Origin of the sequence: Streptomyces lunaelactis (assembly GCF_003054555.1) — a bacterium.
Classification (GTDB): Bacteria; Actinomycetota; Actinomycetes; order Streptomycetales; family Streptomycetaceae; genus Streptomyces; species Streptomyces lunaelactis.
In genome coordinates, this window is record NZ_CP026304.1 from 7,066,860 (window position 1) to 7,090,296 (window position 23,437).

At 70.2% G+C, this 23,437-nt stretch carries 22 protein-coding genes; 17 read left to right on the top strand and 5 right to left on the bottom strand.

What is annotated here, in order from left to right:
• Nucleotides 1–13: 13 nt before the first annotated feature.
• A complete protein-coding gene (locus SLUN_RS32320) occupies nucleotides 14–466 on the top strand; it encodes a DUF6278 family protein (protein ID WP_108153472.1) in 453 nt (150 codons plus the stop codon).
• Nucleotides 467–605: 139 nt separating this feature from the next.
• Nucleotides 606–1,349 (top strand): amino acid ABC transporter ATP-binding protein, encoded by a 744-nt coding sequence (locus tag SLUN_RS32325; RefSeq protein WP_108153473.1) that lies wholly within the window; start codon nucleotides 606–608, stop codon nucleotides 1,347–1,349.
• Nucleotides 1,350–1,622: 273 nt separating this feature from the next.
• Here the strand turns inward: SLUN_RS32325 and SLUN_RS32330 are convergent, their stop codons facing one another.
• On the bottom strand, nucleotides 1,623–3,212 hold the full coding sequence (locus SLUN_RS32330) for a CocE/NonD family hydrolase (protein ID WP_108153474.1): 1,590 nt from the start codon (nucleotides 3,210–3,212) through the stop codon (nucleotides 1,623–1,625).
• Nucleotides 3,213–3,331: 119 nt separating this feature from the next.
• Complete coding sequence (locus SLUN_RS32335) at nucleotides 3,332–4,534, bottom strand: L,D-transpeptidase (protein ID WP_108153475.1); 1,203 nt, start codon at nucleotides 4,532–4,534, stop codon at nucleotides 3,332–3,334.
• A 188-nt stretch (nucleotides 4,535–4,722) separates the two neighbouring features.
• On the opposite strand from SLUN_RS32335, the gene SLUN_RS32340 reads away from it, so the two are divergent.
• Nucleotides 4,723–5,265, top strand: coding sequence for a PH domain-containing protein (locus SLUN_RS32340; protein ID WP_108153476.1), 543 nt, complete (start codon nucleotides 4,723–4,725; stop codon nucleotides 5,263–5,265).
• A gap of 89 nt (nucleotides 5,266–5,354) precedes the next feature.
• On the top strand, nucleotides 5,355–6,131 hold the full coding sequence (locus SLUN_RS32345) for an alpha/beta fold hydrolase (RefSeq protein WP_108153477.1): 777 nt from the start codon (nucleotides 5,355–5,357) through the stop codon (nucleotides 6,129–6,131).
• Nucleotides 6,132–6,196: 65 nt separating this feature from the next.
• On the opposite strand, the gene SLUN_RS32350 is transcribed toward SLUN_RS32345, so the two are convergent.
• The gene (locus SLUN_RS32350; RefSeq protein ID WP_108153478.1) at nucleotides 6,197–6,940 is read right to left on the bottom strand and encodes a hypothetical protein; all 744 of its coding nucleotides are present in this window, start codon (nucleotides 6,938–6,940) and stop codon (nucleotides 6,197–6,199) included.
• Nucleotides 6,941–7,045: 105 nt separating this feature from the next.
• On the opposite strand from SLUN_RS32350, the gene ggt reads away from it, so the two are divergent.
• Both ggt and SLUN_RS32360 read left to right on the top strand, forming a co-directional pair.
• Nucleotides 7,046–8,875, top strand: coding sequence for a gamma-glutamyltransferase (ggt, locus tag SLUN_RS32355; protein WP_108153479.1), 1,830 nt, complete (start codon nucleotides 7,046–7,048; stop codon nucleotides 8,873–8,875).
• A gap of 290 nt (nucleotides 8,876–9,165) precedes the next feature.
• Nucleotides 9,166–9,810, top strand: a complete 645-nt coding sequence (locus SLUN_RS32360; RefSeq protein ID WP_257153952.1) for a glycoside hydrolase family 75 protein — start codon at nucleotides 9,166–9,168, stop codon at nucleotides 9,808–9,810.
• A gap of 17 nt (nucleotides 9,811–9,827) precedes the next feature.
• Here the strand turns inward: SLUN_RS32360 and map are convergent, their stop codons facing one another.
• Entirely contained in the window at nucleotides 9,828–10,595 is a 768-nt protein-coding gene (gene map, locus SLUN_RS32365) for a type I methionyl aminopeptidase (RefSeq protein WP_108153480.1), read from the bottom strand.
• 55 nt (nucleotides 10,596–10,650) lie between these two features.
• Between map and SLUN_RS32370 the strand changes: the two genes are divergently transcribed.
• The 8 genes from SLUN_RS32370 (at nucleotide 10,651) to SLUN_RS32405 (ending at nucleotide 19,346) form a co-directional block, all read left to right on the top strand.
• Nucleotides 10,651–10,905, top strand: coding sequence for a helix-turn-helix domain-containing protein (locus SLUN_RS32370; RefSeq protein ID WP_108153481.1), 255 nt, complete (start codon nucleotides 10,651–10,653; stop codon nucleotides 10,903–10,905).
• Nucleotides 10,906–10,983: 78 nt separating this feature from the next.
• On the top strand, nucleotides 10,984–11,373 hold the full coding sequence (locus SLUN_RS32375; RefSeq protein WP_108153482.1) for a PPOX class F420-dependent oxidoreductase: 390 nt from the start codon (nucleotides 10,984–10,986) through the stop codon (nucleotides 11,371–11,373).
• An 84-nt stretch (nucleotides 11,374–11,457) separates the two neighbouring features.
• Nucleotides 11,458–13,011: a hypothetical protein gene (locus tag SLUN_RS32380; protein WP_108153483.1), complete on the top strand. Its 1,554-nt coding sequence runs from the start codon at nucleotides 11,458–11,460 to the stop codon at nucleotides 13,009–13,011.
• 157 nt (nucleotides 13,012–13,168) lie between these two features.
• On the top strand, nucleotides 13,169–14,011 hold the full coding sequence (locus SLUN_RS32385; RefSeq protein WP_108153484.1) for a nitrilase-related carbon-nitrogen hydrolase: 843 nt from the start codon (nucleotides 13,169–13,171) through the stop codon (nucleotides 14,009–14,011).
• Entirely contained in the window at nucleotides 14,008–15,291 is a 1,284-nt protein-coding gene (locus SLUN_RS32390; RefSeq protein ID WP_108153485.1) for an aspartate aminotransferase family protein, read from the top strand. Before SLUN_RS32385 ends, SLUN_RS32390 begins: the two co-directional genes overlap by 4 nt.
• 41 nt (nucleotides 15,292–15,332) lie before the next feature.
• Complete coding sequence (gene hydA, locus SLUN_RS32395) at nucleotides 15,333–16,739, top strand: dihydropyrimidinase (RefSeq protein ID WP_108153486.1); 1,407 nt, start codon at nucleotides 15,333–15,335, stop codon at nucleotides 16,737–16,739.
• 12 nt (nucleotides 16,740–16,751) lie between these two features.
• Entirely contained in the window at nucleotides 16,752–17,753 is a 1,002-nt protein-coding gene (locus SLUN_RS32400) for a TIGR03842 family LLM class F420-dependent oxidoreductase (protein ID WP_108153487.1), read from the top strand.
• 45 nt (nucleotides 17,754–17,798) lie between these two features.
• Nucleotides 17,799–19,346: an NCS1 family nucleobase:cation symporter-1 gene (locus SLUN_RS32405; protein ID WP_108153488.1), complete on the top strand. Its 1,548-nt coding sequence runs from the start codon at nucleotides 17,799–17,801 to the stop codon at nucleotides 19,344–19,346.
• Nucleotides 19,347–19,449: 103 nt separating this feature from the next.
• Here the strand turns inward: SLUN_RS32405 and SLUN_RS32410 are convergent, their stop codons facing one another.
• Nucleotides 19,450–20,244 (bottom strand): SDR family NAD(P)-dependent oxidoreductase, encoded by a 795-nt coding sequence (locus SLUN_RS32410; protein ID WP_108153489.1) that lies wholly within the window; start codon nucleotides 20,242–20,244, stop codon nucleotides 19,450–19,452.
• Between the two features lie 55 nt (nucleotides 20,245–20,299).
• Between SLUN_RS32410 and SLUN_RS32415 the strand changes: the two genes are divergently transcribed.
• The 3 genes from SLUN_RS32415 to SLUN_RS32425 all read left to right on the top strand — a co-directional run bounded on the left by SLUN_RS32415 (nucleotide 20,300) and on the right by SLUN_RS32425 (nucleotide 23,402).
• Nucleotides 20,300–21,730: an amidase gene (locus SLUN_RS32415; RefSeq protein ID WP_108153490.1), complete on the top strand. Its 1,431-nt coding sequence runs from the start codon at nucleotides 20,300–20,302 to the stop codon at nucleotides 21,728–21,730.
• A 5-nt stretch (nucleotides 21,731–21,735) separates the two neighbouring features.
• The gene (locus SLUN_RS32420; RefSeq protein WP_108155062.1) at nucleotides 21,736–22,323 is read left to right on the top strand and encodes a TetR/AcrR family transcriptional regulator; all 588 of its coding nucleotides are present in this window, start codon (nucleotides 21,736–21,738) and stop codon (nucleotides 22,321–22,323) included.
• 197 nt (nucleotides 22,324–22,520) lie between these two features.
• Nucleotides 22,521–23,402, top strand: a complete 882-nt coding sequence (locus SLUN_RS32425; RefSeq protein ID WP_254708699.1) for an alpha/beta fold hydrolase — start codon at nucleotides 22,521–22,523, stop codon at nucleotides 23,400–23,402.
• Nucleotides 23,403–23,437: the final 35 nt, after the last annotated feature.

Consider the following 23,437-nt stretch of genomic DNA (forward strand, 5'->3'; position numbering starts at 1 on the left):
GAGGCTGAGCGGTATGAACATCCCTTTCTTGGACAACTGGCTCAAGCGGCACGGCGGTGAGCACGAGGAGAACGCGCTCACCGCGGGAAGCGAGAACGACCCGGAGAGAGCGGCAGCCGTCGCCGAGTTGCTCTCCGAGTGCGAGCTGCTGCGTGTCCGGGCAGGGCAGGCCGGGCTCGAACTGGACGACTCCCCGGCCTCGTTGGGCGCGCTCGACCAGCTGCCCCCGCGCTGGCGCGACGACCCGGAGGAGCTGCCCTGGCTGGGCAACGACGCGGGTCTCTACCTCGGCACCGTGATCGTCCGTACGGTCCCGGGCGCGACCTGGCACATCTGGCCCGGCGGCCATCCGGTCGTCCGGCTCGTCTCGGGCCGGGAGATCGGCGTGGTGGAGGCGGGACTCGACTGGGCGGGCACCGGCGCGCCCCAGCTCTCCCAGGTCTACGCGGAAGCGGCCGAAGCCTGAGCCGAGCCCGGCTCGTGCCTGACGGCTGCCGTTATTAATACGGCTTATGCCCTATTTATGCGTGTCGAGTGTGAAGTCCCTTATCGGGCTGGATAGTTTGCGCTGACCTCGACACGGCTGAGAGTGGGTAGGGCAGCGTATGGTCGTCGATCCATTGATCGAGCTGCGTGACGTCAATAAGCACTTCGGACAGTTGCACGTCCTTCAGGACATCAACCTCACCGTGGGGCGCGGCGAGGTGGTGGTGGTCATCGGCCCCTCCGGCTCCGGAAAATCGACGCTGTGCCGGGCGATCAACAGACTCGAGACGATCGAATCCGGCCAGATCACCATCGACGGACGGCCCCTGCCCGAGGAGGGCAAGCTGCTCGCCAAACTCCGCGCCGACGTCGGCATGGTGTTCCAGTCCTTCAACCTCTTCGCCCACAAGACCGTGCTGGCCAATGTCTCGCTCGCGCAGATCAAGGTCCGCGGGCGCAAGAAGGAAGAGGCGGAGAGGCGCTCGCGCGAACTTCTGGACCGCGTCGGCCTCGCCGACCAGGCCGACAAGTTCCCGGCGCAGCTCTCCGGCGGTCAGCAGCAGCGCGTGGCCATCGCGCGCGCGCTCGCGATGAACCCCAAGGCCCTGCTCTTCGACGAGCCGACCTCGGCTCTCGACCCGGAGATGATCAACGAAGTCCTCGAGGTGATGCAGCAGCTCGCCCGGGACGGAATGACCATGGTGGTCGTCACCCATGAGATGGGCTTCGCCCGCTCCGCCGCCAACCGCGTCGTCTTCATGTCGGACGGCCGCATCATCGAGGACCGCACGCCGGAGGACTTCTTCACCAACCCGGAGAGTGACCGCGCCAAGGACTTCCTCTCCAAGATCCTCAAGCACTGACCGGGGGATTGCTGGACTCATGATGCGTACGAGACCCACTGAAGTGCCATGGAGTCGCCGGATGACCGATCCTCCTGACCTCTACGACATCCCGGGGCCCGACACCCGCAATCCGAGAACAGAGGCCGTGGAAAGTGCCCCGGCCCAACCAGGGACGCTGCTGCCAACAGGTCCCCCCACGCCCGCCAGGGCATAGGGGGAGAGCGCAGCAGCTCGTGGGGCACGGCCCTCCCCCTGCCTTCGGTGGGGGGACCACCTGGCGGTAGCCGGTGATCACTTCTCGCGCAGCGGGACCGACAGATACGACGGGTCGGCTGCGGACGAGGAGAAGGTCAGCTGCGCGCCGGACGGGTTGTGCTCGATGTAGAGCGGGTCGACGGTGTCGACGACCAGGGCGAGACGGTGGCCGGCCGGTACGTCGTAGGCGGTGGAGAACAACTCCAGGTCGACGGCGAACGGCTTGCCGGGCGTCTTGTCGTGGAAGGTGTACGGCGCGTTGCTGACCAGCTTGCCGAGGCCGAGCGGGCCCACGTCGTAGAGATACGCGACGAGGGTGCCGCTCTCCTTGGTGCTGGTGACCGTGGTGTGCAGCTTCGTGGTGCCGCGCACAGGCTGCTCGGAGCCGTACCGCTCGGACTGCCAGACCGCGGCGAACGAGCGCGGCAGCAAGGGGATCGACGCCATCGGGGGCAGCTTGGCGAACTGGTCCAGGATGCTGGAGAGGAAGATGATCCCGCCGTTGGCGCCCGAGTCGATGTTGGCGAAGATCTTCTTGGTACCGTCCAGGTCGATCTTCCGCTCCGTCGCCGCCACCGACTTCCAGTCCGGATAGCTTTCGTACGCGCCGGTGGAACGGGACTTGAGGCGGACGGGCTGCTCGCGCTCCACGCCGTTGTCGACGCCCTTGAGGTAGTGGTCCAACCACCGGTGGGCGCTGGTCCAGGTGTCGTTGGGCAGCCCGAGCAGTCCGGTTCCTTCGGCCGTGGCGTGGTCGCCGGGGCGCAGCTCCAGCCGCTTGGGGCCGGTGAGCTTCTCGTAGAAGTCCGCGTACTGGTTGGGCGGGAAGATCGTGTCGCCCCAGGCGTTGCCGAGCATGATGGCGGCGCCGTTGGCGTTGATCCGGTCCAGATAGGTGATGGGGGAGCGCTTCTTTCCCCAGGCGATCAACTCCTGCTCCTTGGCGAGGTTGGAGGAGAAGAAGTCCGCCGTGATCCGCTGGAACTCCTCGCTCGGCCGGCCGGTGACATACCCCGCCCCGGCGAGCATCGCCGTGGCCTGCACATGCTGGGTGCGGCCGCTGTAGATGGACTCGACGAGGTCGGCCCAGCCGCTGAGCGCCGCGACCGCCTTGATCCGTTTGTCATGGCCGGCGGCCAGCAGGCAGATGCCCGCGCCGTAGGAGACCCCCGCCATGCCGACCTTGCCGGGGTCGGCGGGGGTGTTGGCGAGCGCCCAGTCGATCACCTTGGAGGCGTCGGCGATGTCGGGAGGCCCGGCCACCTCGATCTTGCCGCCGGACTGCCAGAAGCCGCGGGTGTTGTAACTCACCACGACGTAGCCCGAGTCAGCGAGCTGCCTGGCCTGGGCGATGTATTCGATCTGGGGCAGGCCCCAGCTCGTGGGCAGCACGATCACGGGGTACTTGTGCGTGCCGTCCGAGCCTGAGGGCGTGATGACATTGGCCTTGAGTACGGTGCCGCCGTCACCCTCGATGTCGACGAACCGTATACCGGTGGCGGTGGATTGGGCCTGGATGCCGACCGCCGGGGCGGCGGGTGCCACGCCGACGGCCGGTCCGGCGAGAAGCGCGGCGGAGACCGTACCGATCGCGGTCGTACGCAGAGCCTTGCGCGGTTGTCCCACGGGTCACTCCTCACGTGTCACTTCAAAGTGACCCGACGGTAACCGGGAGGACTTACCTGAAGTAACTCCTCGGTAAGTTACGTGAGAGTAACGATATTGGACGGCGCGTCAGCAGTGGCTCAGCGCAGGGCGCTCTTCGCCTGCCACTCGGACCAGGACAGATTCCACTCGCCGTAGCCGTTGTTGAGCGCCTGCGTGCCCTTGGCGTCGTCGCCGGTCACCTCGAAGGGGTCACCGACCTGAACCTGGTCGTAGATCCACTTGGCGTCGGCGTCGCTCATGCCGATGCAGCCGGAGGACTTGTTGGCGCTGCCGAAGTACCCGGCGTTCCAGGGCGCTGCGTGCGCGTACATCCCGGACCAGGTCAGCCGCATCGAGTAGTCGACCATCTTGTCGTAGGCGTCGCCGAGGCCCACCGTCTCGGAGCGCATATTGATCGTGCCCTCCTTCGACATCAGTACGGTCCTGCCGCGCCAGGACGCCTTCTCGCCGCCCGGCGTTCCGGCCGACATCGGGATGTCCTTGATCTGCTGGCCGTCCCGCAGCAGCTTCAGCCGGTGGTTGTCGAGGTCGATCTTGACGATCTGGTTCCTGCCGACGGTGAGGTTGGTCGTGTAGTCGCGGACGAACCAGCCGCCGCCCGGACCGGAGTCGATGCCGTTGAGGTCGGCCTTGAGCGTGACCTTGGTGTCGGGCTTCCAGTACTCCTTGGGGCGCCAGTCGGCCCTGTCCTTGCCCGACCAGTCCTGCATCCAGCCCCAGGAGCCCTCCGTCTTGTCGGAGGTGGTGACCTTGAGGTGCTTCTCCACCTCGGCCTTGTTCTTCACCGGGTGGTCGAAGACGATCGACAGCGGCTGGGCGATGCCCACCGTGGAGTTCTTGCCCGGGACCAGGGTGAGCTTGTTGACCTTGTCGGGGGCGGCCGTGGTGAAGGCCGCGGTGGCGCTGCCGCCTTCGGTGTCCTTCGCCGCCACGGAGTAGCTGGTGCCGGGGGCGGACGTGCGCGTGGAGGTCCAGCTCCTGCCGTCGGCCGAGATCCCGCCGGCCAGCTCGGCGCCCTTGGAGTCGGTGACCCTGACCTCCTTCAGCCTGCCGTCGGCGAGGGTCACCTTCACCGGCTCGCCCGCCGTGGCCTGCTTGCCCGAGAGGTTCACCGAGATCGCGGTCTGCTTCTTTCCGCCGCCCAGGCCGGCGCTGCCCGAATCGGCTCCGCCACCGCCGGAGCACGCGGTCAGTGCCGCCGCGAGGACCGCGGTGCCGGCTATCACGGCACTAGGGACGGGGCGGCGGCGGAGCGGGGTGCGCGGGCGTATGCGGCTCAACGGGAAAACCTCCGATGCGATCTCTGTCGCGGGGAGAGAGTGCGAGCCGGCGCGAAGGGTTGCGGAACATCCCGGATTTCCCGGTAACTCCGGTGTGACAAGAAACGCAGCGGTAAGGGTCTTTGGTCCCTGGAAAAGAGTCTTGCCGCCCCCTGGCGTTCTCACCGGGGGAGCGGCAGTCTCGCCGTATGGACACGGTGACCGGAGGCAAGACCCTGCGACTGCGGCTGAGACGGCAGGTGGAGTGGGTGCCCGTGGCGGCGCTCGTACTCGCGGTCGTCTGGGGCATCGCCGTCGGGACGGTCGTCGACGGCCCGAACGGCACGGCCGGCGGCATCGCCATGTCGGTCGTCGGTGTCCCGATCGCCGTCCTCGCGGTCAGCGGCGCGGGCCATCTGGTGCGGCCGCTGCGCGTGAGAGCCGACGCGGAGGGGCTGACCGTGCGGCTGCCGACCTGGCCGGGCAGGACAGTCCCCTGGTCCGCCATCTCGCGGGTGAGCGCATCGCCGCGGTACGTCGTCGTCGAGGGCCGCGCGCCGGTCGGGAAGCTGCCGCGGACCTGCCGGCTGCGGGCCGCGTACCGCAGACTCGCCGCTTCAGAAGGGTCCGATACAGGCGAGGGGCTCTGCTTCGAGACACAGGTCTTCGATCTGGATCCGGCCGAACTGCTGGACGCCATCAGGCAGTACGCGCCGGTAGGGCTCACGGTAACGGACGAAACGCGCCAGTAGGCTTCCGCAGGCCCCCTCACCGGCCTTGCCCGTTCGGGCAGTTGAGGCGACCGTGGTCGTGCAGCCCGCTGTCCGCGATCGGAGTAGCCGTGGCCCCCTTCCTTCTGCCCCATTCACTGCATGGATCGGGCCCCCACCGGATCATCGCCGTGCACGGCTGGCTCGCCGACCGGACCGACTACGGCGGGGGACTGCCGGACCTCGACCGGCAGAACTTCACCTACGTTCTCGTCGATCTGCGCGGCTACGGCGAGGCGCGGGAGGCACCCGGCGCGTACACCACCACCGAGGGCGCGGCCGACATCCTCGCGCTCGCCGACCGGCTCGGCTGGGACTCGTTCTCGCTCATCGGCCACTCGATGGGCGGCGCGGTCGTCCAGCGCGTCCTGGCCGCCGCCCCGTACCGGGTGCGGCGGCTGGTCGGGATCTCGCCCGTACCCGCGAGCGGACTGAAGATGCCGCCCGAGCAGTGGGAGCTGTTCGCATCCGCCGCCGGGAAGCCGGAGAGCCGGCGCGCCATCATCGACTACACCACCGGCTCGGTGCGGCCGGCCGCCTGGCTGGACCGGATGGTCGACCGGTCGGTGGCCCGCAGCGATCCCGATGCCTTCCGCGCCTGGCTCGACTCCTGGGCGGGCGAGGACTTCCACGCCGAGGTGGCGGGCGCGCCGATTCCGGCACTGGCGGTGACCGGCGCGCTCGACCCGGCGATCAGCGCGGACTTCATGCGGCAGACCTGGCTGCGGTGTTACGCACGCGGTGAGCTCGCCGAGCTGGCGTGCGCGGGACACCACGCGATGGACGAGACCCCGCTCCAGCTCATCCGTACCGTCGAGGACTTCCTGCGGGAGGACCGTCGCGTATGACAATGCGGGCATGCTGAGGCCCGGTCAGACCGTGCCGCCAACCCCCGCTCGCCGGCAATCGTTTGTCAGGCCGAGGCGCGGTGGGAAGTGCGGACGGGCGGCAGGGGCGTCTGCGCCGCACGGGTCACATCGGCGACCTGCTCCACCACATCGGGGCCGTACGCCTGGGAGTTGACCACTTTCAGCAGCAGACAGAAGGACTTGTCGCCGTGCTTGCGGGCCAGCTTCTCGTGGTTGCGGGCGAGATAGCGGGAGGCCGCCTGATTGGTGATCGCGACCTGGCCGCAGAAGAGGAAGACGGGTCTGGCGTCCGGTCCGGCGGTGAGACGGGCCAGCACGACGTACTCGGCCGTCCCTTTCTCCAGCCGGTAGCGCTCACTGCCGATCTGGAAGGCCAGCCGGTCCGGGCCCGGCTCCAGGTCGGTGTTGATCTTGATGCCGGGCAGCATGGAGTGCAGATGGGCGGCCATCCGCCGGTTGGAGGTGGGGCCGCCGACGCAGTACTCCGTACGCTCGCCGAAACCCTGCTGCGCGGTGTCGTGGGAGACGATCTGGGCGTTCGCGCCGCAGTCCTTGATCAGAGCGGAGAGTTCGAGCAGCGCGAAGACGTCGTAGCGGTGCACGGCTCCGTCATTGCCCGCCTCCCTGTTGACCACGAGCAGCGACTCGGAATTCCTGGGCAGGCCGAGGAAGGCCTGCTTGCGGCGGAGTTTGCGCCGCCACAGGTAGGTACGGGCGAACCAGCCGAAGGTTGCACTGATGCCGGCGGCTATCACGCCGAGCACGATGTTGCGTACGTCGTCAGTCATGGGCGCGCATGTTAGCGGTGTTTGCGGACCATTGTTCGAGGCGGTCCTGACGGGGGAGTGGCGGTGAAGTTACAGTGCGCGGACATGCGTTGACTGGAGGTACGGATGCGTCGCTCCGCCGCACGTAATGTGTCGGTTTTCGCCGTTGCCGCGGCCGTGGTGTCGATCGGTGCGGCCGCACCGCCGAGCCACTCCCCGCCCGTGGGAACGCCCGCGAACACACCCGTCAAGTCGCCGGTGGCGGCCGGCTACGGCGGCGCGATCGCGAGCGTCGACCCGGATGCGTCGGCCGCCGGGATCGAGGTGCTGCGGCGCGGCGGCAACGCCGTGGACGCGGCGGTGGCGACCGCCGCCGCACTCGGCGTCACCGAGCCGTACTCCGCGGGCATCGGTGGTGGCGGCTACTTCGTCTACTACGACGCCAGGTCCCGCAAGGTCCACACCATCGACGGCCGCGAGACCGCGCCCGGCTCGGCCGACGCCTCGCTCTTCGTCGAGAACGGCAAGCCCATCCCGTTCGAGGAGGGGATGACGAGCGGTCTCGGCGTCGGTACGCCGGGCACCCCGGCCACCTGGGACACCGCACTGGACGCCTGGGGCACCAGACCGCTGCGGCAGCTGCTGCAGCCGGCCGAGCGGCTGGCGAAGGACGGCTTCACCGTCGACGCCACCTTCCGCTCGCAGACCGAGGCCAACCAGGCACGCTTCGCGGACTTCCCCGACACGGCCGAGCTGTTCCTGCCGGGCGGGCAGCTGCCGGTGGTCGGCTCGGTCTTCAAGAACCCCGATCTGGCGCGTACGTACAAGGAGCTGGGGAGCAAGGGCGTCGGCACGCTCTACCGCGGCGAGCTGGCCCGCGACATCGTCCGTACGGTGCGCAAGCCCCCGGTCGCCGCGGGCGCGACGCGGGTCGTGCGGCCCGGCGATCTGACGACGAATGACCTGCGGTCGTACGAGACGGAGTGGCGGGCCCCGACGAGGGCCGGCTACCGCGGTCTTGACGTGTACGGCATGGCGCCGTCCTCGTCGGGCGGTACGACCGTGGGCGAGGCGCTCAACATCCTGGAGCGGACCGACCTTTCGCAGGCCACGCAGGCGCAGTATCTGCACCGCTTCATCGAGGCGAGCCGGATCGCGTTCGCGGACCGGGGGAGGTGGGTCGGCGACCCGGCCTTCGAGGACGTACCGACGAAGGGGCTGCTGTCGCAGCGCTTCGCCGACTCGCGGGAGTGCCTGATCAAGGACAACGCGGTGCTCACCAGCCCGCTGGCGCCGGGCGACCCTGGCCACCCCGCGGCGTGCAGCGCTTCGGGCACGGCCGCCCCCACCACGTACGAGGGCGAGAACACCACCCACCTGACCGCCGCCGACAAGTGGGGCAATGTCGTCGCGTACACCCTGACGATCGAGTCGACCGGCGGCAGCGGCATCACCGTGCCGGGCCGCGGCTTCCTGCTCAACAACGAGCTGACGGACTTCTCCTTCGCCCCGGCGAACCCGGCCGTCCACGACCCGAATCTGCCGGGTCCGGGCAGCCGCCCGCGTTCGTCCATGTCGCCGACGATCGTGCTCGACCACGGCCGTCCGGTCCTGGCCTTGGGCTCCCCGGGCGGCGCGACGATCATCACCACGGTGCTCCGGACCCTGACGGGCCACCTCGACCGGGGCCTGCCGCTGGTCGACGCCATCGCGGCACCACGTGCCAGTCAGCGCAACCAGGCGACGACGGAGCTGGAGCCGGCGCTGTGGAACAGTCCGCTGCGCGCCGAGCTGGAGGCGATCGGCCACGCCTTCCGGCAGAACCCGGAGATCGGCGCGGCGACGGGCATCCAGCGGCTGCCCGACGGGCGGTGGCTGGCGGCCGCCGAGAAGGTACGCAGGGGCGGCGGATCCGCGATGGTCGTCCACCCGAGCGGTAACCCGTCCGGCGGCTGACCGGACGCGCCGGGCCGGGGAACGGGTAGGGAGCCTTTCGGCACTTTCGGACAGAAAGGCTCCCTGTGCGCATTCGACATACCGTTCTCGCCGCGGCCGCCGGTTCCGCGCTGCTCGCGGCCGCCGTGCTGCCTGCGGCTGCCGTGCCCCAGGCCCACGCCGTCGGGAAGAGCCCGGCCGACTTGGAGGGTCCGGTCGACCTGGAGGGCCCGGCCGACTTGGAGGGTCCGGTCGACCTGGAGGGCCCGGCCGACCTGGAGAGCCTGGCCGACGTGGAGAGCTCGGCCGACGTGGAGGGCTCGGCCGGCCGGGAGGGCTCGGTCGACGTGGAGAGCTCGGCCGACGTGGAGAGCTCGGTCGGCGCCGCCGCCCTGCTCGCCAAGGTGATGGGCTGCACGCAGATCTCGATGGGCCGATACCGGAAGGACGCGGGCGCGTCCGCGACCGTACGGGTCTGCCAGAAGAGGGGGGCGGTGTTCTTCAAGGCCGACATGGACATCGACTGCGACGGCAAACGCACCTCGAAGTGCAACTCCACGACCGACCCGTGGTTCCAGAGCTCGACCGCCTTCCAGCAGTCCGACGGCACGCAGCTGGATGCCGAGAAGCTGCCGTTCATCGTGGTGCCGACGGCCAGTGCCATCTGGAACTACCGGTCGTCCGGCGTCATGGGAGGGACGGTCGCCGCCGTCATCTACAAGGACCGCGTGCAGTACGCGGTCGTGGGTGACACGGGCCCCAGCGGGATCATCGGCGAGGCCTCCTACGCCACTGCGAAGGCCCTCGGCATCACCCCCGACCCGAGGGTCGGGGGTGTCGCGTCGGGAGTCACGTACATCCTGTTCACGAACTCGCGGGTGTCGCCGATCGAGAGCCACAGTGGCGCAGTGACCCTTGGCGAAGCCCTGGCCGAGAAGTTCCTGCAGGACAACTAGAGCGCCCCGGAGAAGGCCTAGAGCGCGGTGAGGATACGCGGGCCGTCGTCCGTGATGGCCACCGTGTGCTCCGCGTGGGACGCGCGGCTGCCGTCGGCGGTACGGATCGTCCAGCCGTCGCGCGCCGTGTAGTGGTCGTCGGTGCCGCTGCCGATCACCATGGGCTCGATCGCGAGCACCATGCCGTGCCGCAGCGGCATGCCCCGGCCCGGGCGTCCCTCGTTGGGTACACCCGGGTCCTCGTGCATGCTGCGGCCCACGCCGTGGCCGCCGAAGCCGTCCGGGATGCCGTATCCCGCCGTCCGGCAGACCCGGCCGATGGCGTGCGCGATGTCGCCGATGCGGTTGCCGACGACGGCCGCCGAGATGCCCGCCTCGAGCGCCTCTTCGGCCGTACGGATCAGCGTTACGTCCGCGGGGCGGGCGCGGCCGACGGTGAAACTGACGGCCGCGTCGCCGACCCAGCCGCCCTGGATCGCGCCGCAGTCGACGCTCACCAGGTCGCCGTCGTGCAGCCGGTAGTCGTCGGGGATGCCGTGCACGATCGCGTCGTTGACGGAGGTGCAGATGACGGCGGGGAAGGGGGTCGGAGCCCAGTTCGGGCGGTAGTCGAGGAAGGGTGAGCCTGCGCCGGCCTCGTCGAGGACCGCGCGGGCGGCCCGGTCGAGCTCGCGGAGGGTGACTCCGACGGCAGCGGTCTCGCGGACCGCGGTGAGCGCCTGGGCCACGATCCGGCCCGCCTCGCGCATCGCCTCGATCGATGTGTCTGTTTTGATCTCCACCATGCCAATTACTATACCGGTTCTACCGGTATTAGAATCCCGGCATTAGAATACCGTCATGGTGCGCACCCCTCTCACTCCCGAAGAACGCGAACGCGGCGAACGGCTCGGCCGGCTGCTGCGCCGAGCGCGCGGCGACCGCAGCATGGTGGAGGTGGCCGCGGCCGCCGGTCTCTCCCCCGAGACGCTGCGCAAGATCGAGACGGGCCGTGCCCCGACGCCCGCCTTCTTCACCGTCGCGGCGCTCGCCGCGGCCCTCGGGCTGTCCATGGACGAGCTGGTGGTCCGCTGTGCGCTGGTGCCCGCGGCCTGACCACTTCCCGCCGGACGGGTCCGGTCGGCCACCGCCGGCGGGATGCGCTCGGATTCCTCTGCGGCGTAGTCTCGCGCCGTGACCGCGACACTCCAGGACTTCGCCAGGGCCAGATACGTCAGCGTGACCACCTTCCGCAAGAACGGGACGGGCGTCGCCACGCCCGTCTGGTTCGCGGTGGACGGCGGTGAGCTGTTCGTCTGGAGCCGCTCCGACTCCTGGAAGATCAAGCGACTGCGCAACGACAGCCGCGTCGTCATCACGGTCTGCGACGCACGCGGCCGTATCGCGGAGGGCGCCCCGAGCGCGGAGGGTACGGCCCGGCTGGTGGAGGGGGCCGACGCGATGAGCGCGATCCGCAGACTCCTGGCCCGCAAGTACACCTGGCAGTTCTGGCTGGTCGACCTGCCCGCGACGATCGTCCGCCGCGGCAAGCGGCCGCACACGGGCATCGCCGTGACGATCTGAAAACTCCGCGTAGCAGCCCCGTAACACGCCTGGGGTCGAATGCCTCCGGACTCGACGGTTCCAGTGGGCAGGGCAGGGGCGGCGATGGCGGTGTATCAACTTCCGGTAGAGACCGGGGTGTTCGCGCGGTACCTGAAGGGGCTGACCGCGCTGCTCGACCCGGGCGACGGCTGGTACGCGATCTTCTGGCAGCGTGATCCGGACGGCATGCGGGCCTGCCTGGACGGCGCCGAGATCCCGCCGTGGGACGTGGTGGAGTCGCTGCTCCAGGACCTCGCGTCGGCGCGCGGGGCGGAGTTCGCGGGGCCGGAGTCCCCTCGCGCGAGACAACTCCACACGGCGGCGGCCGCGGCCCACGACCGACTTCCGGGCGGCCGCGAGGCGTTGGAGGAGCGGCTGGAGCTGATGCGCCGCGAGCAGGTGTACGCCACGGGCCGCGCGGAGGAGCTGGTGCGCCGCCGTCTCGCGGAGCCGGGGAGCACACCCGAGGCGGAGCAACTGGCCAACGAACTGGCCTGGACCCGCGACGACCACGCGAGGGCGACCGCCCGGGTGCTGGAGTTGCGGAGCCGCCTCGCGGCGGTGGCCGACGGCCGGGGGCACGTCTCGGCGTCGCTGACGGGCGAACCCGCGCACCAGGCCGGTGGACCGGGTGACGAGCCGGAGCACACCCGGGAGGACGACGACTGGTCGGGGTTCGCCGGGCGGTACCAAGGGTCCGCGCCAGAGGCGCCGGCCGCCGTCCCGGACAGCGGGGACGGCCTCGAGGAACGGCAGGGTCCGGCCCCGGCCTACGGTGACGCCACTCGTCGGCCGTCCGCGGTGCCCGACGACTGGTTCCGGCCGGATCCCACCGCCGACAGCGCCCCGGAGGCGCCCGGTCGACCCGGTGCCCAGGCATCCGGCACCCCGCCCGCCGCCCGGGTCGTCAAGAACAAGAAGCGGCGGCCCCGTGGCGGCGCCCGCTTCGCCGGGGTCGAGGGCGCCGGGGAAGAGATCGCCGCCGTCCCCGTACTGCCCGTCGCCGACGACGCCCCCCGCGGAGCCCGCTACGGCGGCGCCCCCGCAGCGGCCCACGAAACGCCCGCCGCCCCCACCGTCCCTGACGGGGCACGCCGGGCCGCCCGCGAGACCGTCGCCGCGCTCGGGCGCCTCCGCGCCCAGGGCCGGAGCGGTGAGGCGCACGCCGTGCTCTGCGAGGCCGCCACCCGGCCCGCCCCCTGGCTGCCCGTACTCGCCGCCGAACTGCACCGCGCCGGCCTCGGCGCCGACTGGGCCACCCTCCTGTGGGAGACCGCCTCGCAGCCCGCCTCAAGGTTCGCGGCGGCGGCCGGAGCCCTCGCCGCCGCCGGCCGCACCGAGGACAGCGGGCAGCTGCTCCGCCAGGGCGTCGCCCGCCCCGCCGACGACATCGCCGCGGCCGTTCTCGCTCTCGAGGACGAGGGCCGGGACCCGGAGGCGCAGGCTTTACTGGCCGCGTTCGTACAGGTGCACACGCCCGAGGACAGCGCCAGAATCGCCGAGCGGGACCCCCGCCGCCTCATACCGCAGCTGCTCGGCGCGGCCCGCGCCCTCTCCGCCGCGCACGAGCGCGATCTCGTCCACGCGCTGCGCGTAGCGGGTCATCTCGGCGCCTGAGGCCGTTCGATGTGGACCGCTCGGGTGTGAAACATGATCGACTCTGCGGGTTAACGACGATGGTCTTGCCCCCGTGTGTGACGGGGCTTACGTTCTCCTCCTACGCACCGCATCTACGTGCGTAGAGGCTCTCTGACGCGCCGCAGAAGGAGCAACCATGGCCAATGTCGTACGCGCCGCACTCGTCCAGGCGACCTGGACCGGCGACACCGAATCCATGATTGCCAAACATGAGGAACACGCCCGGGAGGCGGCCCGCCAGGGCGCCAAGGTCATCGGTTTCCAAGAGGTGTTCAACGCGCCGTATTTCTGCCAGGTCCAGGAGCCGGAGCACTACCGCTGGGCCGAGCCCGTCCCGGACGGCCCGACCGTCCGCCGGATGCAGGAGCTCGCCCGCGAGACCGGCATGGTGATCGTCGTCCCGGTCTTCGAGATCGAGGGCGCCGGTTTCTACTACAACACCGCCGCCGTGATCGACGCCGACGGCTCCTACCTCGGCAAGTACCGCAAGCACCACATCCCGCAGGTCAAGGGCTTCTGGGAGAAGTACTACTTCAAGCCGGGAAATCTGGGCTGGCCCGTCTTCGACACGGCCGTGGGCAGGGTCGGGGTGTACATCTGCTACGACCGGCACTTCCCCGAGGGATGGCGTCAACTCGGCCTGAACGGCGCCCAGTTGGTCTACAACCCGTCCGCCACCTCGCGCGGTCTCTCGTCGTACCTCTGGCAGCTGGAGCAGCCCGCGTCCGCCGTCGCCAACGAGTACTACATCGCCGCGATCAACCGCGTCGGCCAGGAGGAGTACGGCGAGAACGACTTCTACGGGACGAGTTACTTCGTCGACCCGCGCGGCCAGTTCGTCGGCGACGTCGCCAGCGACAAGGAAGAGGAACTGCTCGTACGGGACCTCGACTTCGACCTGATCGATGTCGTACGACAGCAGTGGGCGTTCTACCGGGACCGCCGCCCCGACGCGTACGAAGGACTGGTGCAGCCGTGACCGGCCTGCACGACCGCCACAGGGCCGTCATCCCCGACTGGGTCGCGCTCTACTACCAGCGGCCGATAGAGATCACCCATGGCGAGGGCCGCCATGTCTGGGACGCGGACGGCAACCGCTATCTCGACTTCTTCGGCGGCATCCTCACCACCATGACCGCCCACGCCCTCCCCGAGGTCACCAAGGCGGTGAGCGAGCAGGCCGGGCGGATCATCCACTCCTCCACGCTCTATCTCAACCGCCCCATGGTGGAGCTCGCCGAGCGGGTCGCGACCCTCTCCGGCATCCCCGACGCGCGGGTCTTCTTCACCACCTCGGGGACCGAGGCCAATGACACCGCCCTGATGCTCGCGACGGGATACCGCGGCAGCAACCAGATCCTGGCGATGCGCAACAGCTACCACGGCCGGTCCTTCTCCGCGGTGTCCATCACCGGCAACCGCGGCTGGTCGCCCACCAGCCTCTCCCCGCTGCAGACGCTGTACGTGCACGGCGGCGTCCGCACCCGCGGCCCCTATGCCCAGCTGTCCGACGCGCAGTTCATCGAAGCGTGCGTGGCGGACCTGGAGGACATCCTCGGCCAGACGCGAGGGGGCATCGCCGCGCTGATCGCCGAGCCCGTCCAGGGTGTCGGCGGCTTCACCTCCCCGCCCGACGGGCTGTACGCCGCGTTCCGCGAAGTCCTCGGCCGGCACGGCATCCTGTGGATCTCCGACGAGGTGCAGACCGGCTGGGGCCGCACGGGCGACCACTTCTGGGGCTGGCAGGCACACGCCGAGAGCGGCCCGCCCGACCTGCTCACCTTCGCCAAGGGCATCGGTAACGGCATGTCCATCGGCGGTGTCGTCGCCCGCGCCGAGATCATGAACTCCCTGGACGCCAACTCGATTTCGACCTTCGGTGGCTCTCCGGTGACCATGGCGGCCGGTGCCGCCAACCTCTCGTACCTGCTGGAGCACGACCTCCAGGGCAACGCCCGCCGCGTCGGCGGACTGCTGATCGAGCGGCTGCGGGCGATCGGAGCGGGTGTCGCGTCCGTACGGGAAGTGCGCGGCCGCGGCCTGATGATCGGCATCGAGCTGGTCAAGCCCGGCACGGACGAGGCGAACCCCGAAGCGGCGACGGCCGTCCTGGAGGCCGCCCGTGAGGGCGGGCTGCTGATCGGCAAGGGCGGCGGCCACAACACCAGCGTCCTGCGGATCGCCCCGCCGCTGTCCCTGACCGTCGCCGAGGCGGAAGAGGGCGCCGCGATCCTCGAACGCGCCCTGCACAGCGTGTAGTCCGGTGTTCAGTTCAGCGTACGAGAGGGAGCGCACCAGCAATGAGCAGCACCCGCACCCTGATCCGCGGCGGTCTGGTCATCACCGCCGCGGACGAGATCCACGCCGACGTACTGATCGACGACGGCCGCATCGCGGCGCTCGCCGCCCACGGCTCGGCCGTCTCCGAGGCCTGGACGGCCGAGCGGACCATCGACGCGACGAACAAGTACGTCATCCCGGGCGGCGTCGACGCGCACACTCACATGGAACTGCCCTTCGGCGGCACCCACGCCTCCGACACCTTCGAGACCGGGACCAGGGCAGCGGCCTGGGGCGGCACCACCACCATCGTCGACTTCGCGGTCCAGTCGGTCGGGCACGGACTGCGCGAAGGCCTGGACGCCTGGTACGCCAAGGCCGACGGCAACTGCGCCATCGACTACGGCTTCCACATGATCCTCTCCGACGTCAACGAGTCGTCGCTCAAGGAGATGGACCTCCTGGTGGAGGAGGGCATCACCTCCTTCAAGCTCTTCATGGCCTACCCCGGCGTCTTCTACAGCGACGACGGCCAGATCCTGCGCGCCATGCAGCGCTCCGCCACCAACGGCGGGCTGATCATGATGCACGCCGAGAACGGCATCGCCATCGACGTCCTGGTGGAGCAGGCGCTGGCCGAGGGCCGCACCGATCCCCGCTACCACGGCGAGGTGCGCAAGGTCCTGCTGGAGGCCGAGGCCACGCACCGCGCCATCCAGCTCGCGCGGGTCGCCGGAGCGCCCCTGTACGTCGTCCATGTGTCGGCCCAGGAAGCCGTCGCCGAACTCGCCGCCGCCCGCGACAAGGGCCTCAACGTCTTCGGCGAGACCTGCCCGCAGTACCTCTTCCTGTCCACCGACAACCTCGCCGAGCCGGACTTCGAAGGTGCGAAGTACGTCTGCTCAACTCCCTTGCGGCCCAAGGAGCATCAGGCCGCGCTCTGGCGCGGACTGCGCACCAACGACCTCCAGGTCGTTTCCACAGACCACTGCCCGTTCTGCTTCACCGGCCAGAAGGATCTGGGCCGCAGCGACTTCTCCAAGATCCCCAACGGGCTGCCGGGCGTGGAGAACCGGATGGACCTGCTGCACCAGGCGGTCGTCGACGGGCATCTCACCCGCCGCCGCTGGATCGAGGTCGCCTGTGCGACGCCGGCCCGGATGTTCGGCCTCTACCCGAAGAAGGGCACCATCGCGCCGGGCGCCGATGCCGATGTCGTCATCTACGACCCGCACGCCGAGCAGACCCTCTCGGTCGAGACCCACCACATGGACGTCGACTACTCGGCCTACGAGGGCAAGCGGATCACCGGTCAGGTTCAGACCGTGCTGTCGCGCGGCGAAGTAGTCATCGGCCAGCGGGAGTTCACCGGCCGGGCGGGACACGGCCAGTACACCCCCCGCGGCACCTGTCAGTACGTGAACTAGGAGCTCTACGTCATGGACTTCGGACTCGTCCTGCAGACCGACCCGCCCGCCTCGGCCGTCGTCGGACTGATGCGGCGCGCGGAACGCAACGGCTTCGGCTACGGCTGGACCTTCGACTCGGCGGTGCTCTGGCAGGAGCCCTTCGTCATCTACAGCCGGATTCTCGAGCATACGGAGAATCTTGTCGTCGGACCCATGGTGACCAACCCGGGCACCAGGACCTGGGAGGTCACCGCCTCCACCTTCGCGACGCTCAACGACATGTACGGCAACCGCACCGTGTGCGGCATCGGCCGCGGCGACTCCGCGATGCGCGTCGCGGGCCGCAAGCCCAACACCCTGGCCAGGCTGGGCGAGGCGATCGGCGTCATCCGCGATCTCGCCGAGGGCCGGGAGGCGGAGGTCGACGGGCAGCCGCTGCGGCTGCCGTGGGTGCGGAACGGAAAGCTGCCGGTGTGGATGGCGGCGTACGGGCCCAAGGCCCTCGCCCTGGCCGGGCAGAAGGCCGACGGGTTCATCCTCCAGCTCGCGGACCTCTACCTCACCGAATGGATGGTCAAGTCGGTCCGCGAGAGCGCTGCGGCGGCCGGCCGGAACCCGGACTCGATCACCATCTGCGTGGCGGCTCCGGCGTACGTGAGCGAGGACCTGGCCCACGCCCGCGACCAGTGCCGGTGGTTCGGCGGGATGGTCGGCAACCACGTCGCCGACCTGGTCTCCCGCTACGGCGAACATTCCTCGATGGTTCCCGAGGAGCTCACCGAGTACATCAAATCCCGCCAGGGCTACGACTACAGCCACCACGGCCGCGCCGGGAACCCGTCGACCGACTTCGTACCGGACGAGATCGTCGACCGCTTCTGCCTGCTGGGCCCGGCCGAGGCGCACATCGAGAAGCTCAAGGCGCTGCGCGAGCTGGGTGTCGACCAGTTCGCGGTCTACAACATGCACGACGCGAAGGAAGCGACCATCGACGCGTACGGCTCCGAGATCATCCCGGCACTCAACGGCTGAACTGCTGAACTGCTGCCCGCTGAACCGCCGAAGGAGCCTGCAGCCATGACCGCGACCCTCCCACCCACCCCGTCCGAGGGCCTGATAGCCGACGCGGCGGGGCGCGTCGAACTCGCGTACGGAGCGGCTCCCACCGACAGCCGGTTCGTCAACGACGATCTGCTGCCCGTCCCGGTCGCGCAGCGCCGCTGGACGACGTACAACTTCGCGGCGCTCTGGGTCGGCATGGCCCACAACATCCCGTCGTGGCTGCTCGCTTCGGGCCTGGTCGCTCTGGGGATGGACTGGAAGCAGGCGGTGTTCACCATCGCGCTGGCCAATCTGATCGTGCTGGCGCCGATGCTGCTCACCGGGCATGCCGGACCCAAGTACGGCATTCCCTTCCCCGTTCTCGCACGGGCCTCGTTCGGGCTGCGCGGCGCGAATCTGCCGGCGCTGATCAGGGCGGGAGTGGCCTGCGCGTGGTTCGGCATCCAGACCTGGATCGGCGGCCAGGGCATCTTCGTACTGCTCGGCAAGATCTTCGGCGGCTGGGCTGAGGCGGCGGAGGTCGGCGGGCAGCCGTGGACGCTGTGGGTGTGCTTCATACTCTTCTGGGTGCTCGAACTGGCCATCATCTACCGGGGGATGGAGACGCTCCGCCGCTTCGAGAACTGGGCGGCGCCCTTCGTCATCCTCGGCGCGCTGGTACTGCTGGTGTGGATCGCCGTGAAGGCGGGCGGCCTCGGTCCGCTGCTCGACCAGCCGTCGAAGCTCGGCTGGGGCGCGGACTTCTGGCCGGTCTTCTTCCCCTCGCTGATGGGGATGATCGCCTTCTGGTCGACGCTGTCCCTGAACATCCCGGACTTCACCCGCTTCGGTGCGGGCCAGCGGGCCCAGATCTGGGGGCAGTCGCTGGGTCTGCCGACGACGATGACGCTCTTCGCGCTGCTCTCGGTCTTCGTCACCTCCGGCTCGCAGGCGGTGTACGGGGCGGCCGTCTGGGACCCGGTCCAGCTCGCCGCCAAGACCGACAATGTCTTCGGTCTGCTCTTCGCGCTGGTGACGGTGCTGATCGCGACGATCTCGGTGAACATCGCGGCGAACGTCGTCTCGCCCGCGTACGACCTGGCGAATCTGGCGCCGAAGGTCATCAACTTCCGCAGGGGCGCGCTGATCACGGGTGTCGTCGGCGTACTGCTCATGCCGTGGAAGCTGACCGAGACGCCCGAGCTCTATATCTTCACCTGGCTCGGGTTGGTCGGCGGACTGCTGGGTACGGTGGCGGGCATCCTGATCGCCGACTACTGGGTCGTGCGCCGCACGGTCCTCGACCTGGCGGGGCTGTACACCCCGGGCAGCCGATACTGGTACACCTCCGGCTGGAATCTGCGCGCCGTGGCGGCGTTCGTGGTCGGCGGGGTGCTGGCGGTGGGCGGCTCGCACTCGGCGGAGGGTAAGGGGCCGTTCCCCGAGGACGGGCTGATCCCCTTCCTGAAGCCGCTCGCGGACTACGGCTGGGCGGTGGGGCTGGCGTCGTCGCTGGTGCTCTATGTGGCGCTGATGCGGGCGGAGCGGGCCCGCGCGGCGAGTTCAAGCCCGTCCGGCGTTTGAGGACGAGCCGGTTGCCGGAGCGGGCCCGCGCGGTGGACGGCCCTGTCGGGGCTCCGCCCCGAACCCCGCGCCTCAATCGCCGGCGGGGCTGATTCTTACCTCCTCACCGGCTGTCGCGCTGGGCCTCCACGATGTCGCGGACCGTGCGGTCCGCGCCGCTCGCGCGGCGCTGGACGCGCTCCGAGAAGCCCGGGAACTGGCCGCCGATCGCGGTGAGCACCTTCATCTCGACCGGGGCGACGTTCACTTCGGCCCGGTCCTGCTCGATGGCACGGACGACCCCCGCGACGACCTGCCGGGGTGAGACCGTGCGCAGCCCCGCCGGGGCCGCCGCTCCGGTCGCCGCGAACATGCCCGCGTCCCTCACGAAGCCGGGCTGGACGATCGACACGCCCACCCCGTGGTCGTGCAGATCCTGCCGGAGCGAGAGCGCGAAGCCGCGCAGACCGAACTTGGTGGCGTCGTACAGCGCGGAGTACTTCGTCGCCGTCTTGCCCGACATCGAGCCGACGAATGCCAGATGGCCCCGCCGCGCCTCGACCATCGCGGGGGCGAGCAGCCGGGCCAGCATCGCGGGGGCGCGGAGGTTCACCGCCAGGGCGCGGTCGATCTGCTCGGGCGTGTAGTCCAGCAGATCGCCGCTGGAGGGCAGCGCGGCGTTGGCGATCAGGATGTCCGTGCCCGCGGCCTCGTCCGCGAGCCGTTCCACATCCGCGGGATCCGCCATGTCGGCGACGATCGCGCGGGCGCCGTACCGGTCGGCGAGCGGCTCCAGCGCCTCGCGGCGGCGGCCGGTCAGCACCAACTTGGCGCCCCTGGCGGACAGTTCGGCGGCGAGGGCGCCGCCTATGCCGCCGGTGACCCCGGTCAGCAGAACGGTTGCTCCGGTGATGCGCATCTGGTTACCCTCCAGTTCTGTTCGTTCGAACGAACAATAGGGAGGCGGGGCGGTCGTGTCCACAGATGAATTCGGCGGACTGGCAGAACACACACGGGTGTTGAGGGAGGGTCAGACCTCGTCCGAGGCGCTGGTGGCGAGCGCGATCGAGCGCATCGAGGCCAGCCAGAGCACCATCAACGCCTTCCGGTGGGTACGCGGCGAACAGGCACTCGCCGAAGCCAGGGACGCGGACCGGCGCCTCGCGGCGGGCGAGCGGCTGCCGCTGCTCGGCGTGCCGCTCGCGGTCAAGGACGACACCGATGTGGCCGGGCTGCCCACCCTCTTCGGCTGCCGCGGTGAGATCGCCCCGGCCGCCACGGACGGCGAAGCGGTACGCCGCCTCCGCGCGGCCGGTGCCGTGATCGTCGGCAAGACCAACTCCTGCGAGCTCGGCCAGTGGCCGTTCACCGAGGGGCCCGCCTTCGGCGCCACCCGTAACCCCTGGTCCACCGATCACACCCCGGGCGGCTCGTCCGGCGGCTCCGCGGCCGCCGTCGCCGCAGGGCTCGTGCCCGCCGCGCTCGGCTCGGACGGCGCGGGATCGGTCCGTATCCCCGCCGCCTGGTCGCATCTCGTCGGCATCAAACCGCAGCGCGGCCGGGTCTCCCTCCACCCCTACGCCGACGCCTTCCAGGGCCTCGCCGTCAACGGCCCGCTCGCCCGCACCGTCGCCGACGCCGCCCTGCTCCTCGACGTGGTGCAGGGCCCGCACGCCGAGGATCTGCACCGGCCCGACGCGATCGACGCATCGGCCGCGGCCCGCCGCGACCCGGGCCGGCTGCGTATCGCGCTCGCCTGGCGGCCCCCGCTGACCCTCACCGGCGCCATGCCCCACCCCGAGGTGCGCCGCGCTGTCACCGCGCTCGCCGAGGCGCTCGCCCGCCTCGGTCACCACGTGGAGGAAGCCCGCCCGCGCTACGGGCTGATCGGTCTCGCCTTCGTACCCCGCGCCACCGCAGGGATCGCGGAGGTCGCCGCCCTGCACCCCGACCCCGCCCTGCTCGACCCGCGCACCCGCAGAGCCCTGCGCAACGGAAAGCGGCTCGGCGGCCGGGTGGTGCGGGCCGCCCGCGCCCGCGAGGCCCGCCAGCACCGGAGGATCGGCGCGATCTTCGACACCTACGACATCGTCCTCACCCCGACCACCGCGGCGCCGCCGCCGCGCATCGGAACCTTCGACGGAATGGGCGCCTGGCGCACCGATTCGACGATGGCGGCCGCGTGCCCGTACGCCTGGCCCTGGAACGTCCTCGGCTGGCCCGGCGTCAATGTCCCGGCCGGTCTCACCGCCGACGGACTGCCCGTGGGAGCCCAACTCCTCGGCCCTGCGGGCGGCGAGGAACGGCTGATCTCGCTCGCCGCCCAGCTCGAGGCGGACCAGCGGTGGTACGAGAAGCGGCCGCCCGCCCCGGTGAGCTGCGAGGACGTGCCGGTGGAACAATGACCGCCATGTCCAACGACGCCCGCTCCGCCCCGACCCGGCAGCGCATCATCCGCGCCGTCCTGCACATCATCGGCAGGGATGGCGTCGCGGCGGTCACCAACCGGCGGATAGCCAAGGAAGCCGGGGTCTCGCTCGGCTCGGTGACGTACCACTTCGAGACCCAGCACGAGCTGCTGCGCGAGAGCCTCCTGCACTTTGTGCGCGAGGAGACCCGACGCTTCACCGAGCTCGCCGACCAGTGCCAGAGCGACGGCGTCGACATCGACGGCGCCGCCGCCCTGGCGGGGCAGGTGGCGGGCGGTACGTCCTTCGACAGCGAGCACATCGCGCCCTTCGAGCTGTACGTCGAGGCCGGGCGCGACGAGCGGCTGCGGGAAGCGGCCGCCGAGGCCTTCGCGGCGTACGACCGGCTCGCTGCGCAGATCCTCACCGGCCTGGGCGTCCCGGACGCCGAACGCCTCGCCGCGACGACGGTCGCGCTGGTGATGGGACTGCAACTGCGCCGACTGGCCACGGGCGGGCCGGCCGATGACCTCGTCGACGCCCTGCTGCTGCTCGCGCGGGGCGCGGTCGCCCAAGAGGCAGGGCGGTAGGCGCCGGGGGCGCGGGACGCGACCGCCTGAGCAATCAAGACCCGTGCCTGTCCTCTCATTGCTAACCTGCTGGCCACTGCACTGTGCCTCGGGGAGGGCGGTTGATGCGGCCGCAGTTGGTATTCATCCATGGGATAGGCGGCCCTCGTGACCCGGCCCGTGAACTCGCCAGGTGGACGAGCGCCCTGGCTTCGGGCATGCGCGATGCCGGGCATGCGCGACTGGGCCGCGAACTGACGGCGGGATCCGGCGTCGAGTGCGTGTTTGCCCACTACGCCGACCTTTTCGGGCGTGGGCAGTCCCAGGGCGAGCCGGACGGCCTGCCCGATGAGGCGGAGGCCGAGGTCCTCTCGGACCTCCTCGTCGCGTGGGTGGATGCGCTCGCAGCCGAGGATGTCAGCGAGCGGGACCGCCGCTTATTGGAACACGCTCGGGCTGAGGCGGCCCCCAGAGGGCAGACGCAGGGCAGTCTGGAGGTCGTCCGCAGGGCGATCAATGTGGCGACGACGGTACTGTCGCTCAAGCCCTGGGGCGATGCCGCTCAATGGATCACCCCCAAGCTGATGGTTCGTCAACTTGCTCAGGTCGCTCGCTACCTGGCACGTGGCGAAGACGATGAGGAGGGTGTCGGCCTGGACCGCCGGGTCCGCGCGCGGGTCGCCGACGTGCTCGGTGCCGGACCCGTTGTGGTGGTGGCACACTCCCTGGGAACGGTCGTCGCCCTTGAGGCACTGCACGAACACCCTTCAGACATACGCCTGCTCGTCACCCTGGGATCACCGATCGCCATGCGGACAGTGGTGTGGCCGCGGCTCGTTCCCCAACCGCCGAGCGTGCCCGAGACGGTCGCCGAGTGGCTGAACTTCTGGGACCGGGACGACATCATCGCCGTCCGGCCCCACCTGGAACGTGACGTGGGGGCGAACCGGGCCGGGGTTGTTCCCGTCAGCTCACGCATCGACTCGGACGGCGTCTGGGTCCACTCGGCCGACAAGTATCTCGCGCAGCCCGCGGTCGCCGGCCGTGTCGCGGAAGCGCTGATGAGCATGGCGAGCGAGCCGTCCGGTAACTCGGAATGACCGGAATGAGAGGCGCAGGGCCGCGCCGTCACGTG

What these genes read in the sequence shown, in the direction of transcription:
- SLUN_RS32410 (WP_108153489.1), bottom strand. Translation starts at nt 20,244, where the DNA reads ATGCGCATCACCGGAGCAACCGTTCTGCTGACCGGGGTCACCGGCGGC.
- SLUN_RS32350 (WP_108153478.1), bottom strand. Translation starts at nt 6,940, where the DNA reads ATGACTGACGACGTACGCAACATCGTGCTCGGCGTGATAGCCGCCGGC.
- SLUN_RS32325 (WP_108153473.1), top strand. Translation starts at nt 606, where the DNA reads ATGGTCGTCGATCCATTGATCGAGCTGCGTGACGTCAATAAGCACTTC.
- map (WP_108153480.1), bottom strand. Translation starts at nt 10,595, where the DNA reads ATGGTGGAGATCAAAACAGACACATCGATCGAGGCGATGCGCGAGGCG.
- SLUN_RS32425 (WP_254708699.1), top strand. Translation starts at nt 22,521, where the DNA reads ATGCGCGATGCCGGGCATGCGCGACTGGGCCGCGAACTGACGGCGGGA.
- SLUN_RS32380 (WP_108153483.1), top strand. Translation starts at nt 11,458, where the DNA reads ATGGCGGTGTATCAACTTCCGGTAGAGACCGGGGTGTTCGCGCGGTAC.
- ggt (WP_108153479.1), top strand. Translation starts at nt 7,046, where the DNA reads ATGCGTCGCTCCGCCGCACGTAATGTGTCGGTTTTCGCCGTTGCCGCG.
- SLUN_RS32385 (WP_108153484.1), top strand. Translation starts at nt 13,169, where the DNA reads ATGGCCAATGTCGTACGCGCCGCACTCGTCCAGGCGACCTGGACCGGC.
- SLUN_RS32340 (WP_108153476.1), top strand. Translation starts at nt 4,723, where the DNA reads ATGGACACGGTGACCGGAGGCAAGACCCTGCGACTGCGGCTGAGACGG.
- SLUN_RS32400 (WP_108153487.1), top strand. Translation starts at nt 16,752, where the DNA reads ATGGACTTCGGACTCGTCCTGCAGACCGACCCGCCCGCCTCGGCCGTC.
- SLUN_RS32320 (WP_108153472.1), top strand. Translation starts at nt 14, where the DNA reads ATGAACATCCCTTTCTTGGACAACTGGCTCAAGCGGCACGGCGGTGAG.
- SLUN_RS32405 (WP_108153488.1), top strand. Translation starts at nt 17,799, where the DNA reads ATGACCGCGACCCTCCCACCCACCCCGTCCGAGGGCCTGATAGCCGAC.
- hydA (WP_108153486.1), top strand. Translation starts at nt 15,333, where the DNA reads ATGAGCAGCACCCGCACCCTGATCCGCGGCGGTCTGGTCATCACCGCC.
- SLUN_RS32370 (WP_108153481.1), top strand. Translation starts at nt 10,651, where the DNA reads ATGGTGCGCACCCCTCTCACTCCCGAAGAACGCGAACGCGGCGAACGG.
- SLUN_RS32420 (WP_108155062.1), top strand. Translation starts at nt 21,736, where the DNA reads ATGTCCAACGACGCCCGCTCCGCCCCGACCCGGCAGCGCATCATCCGC.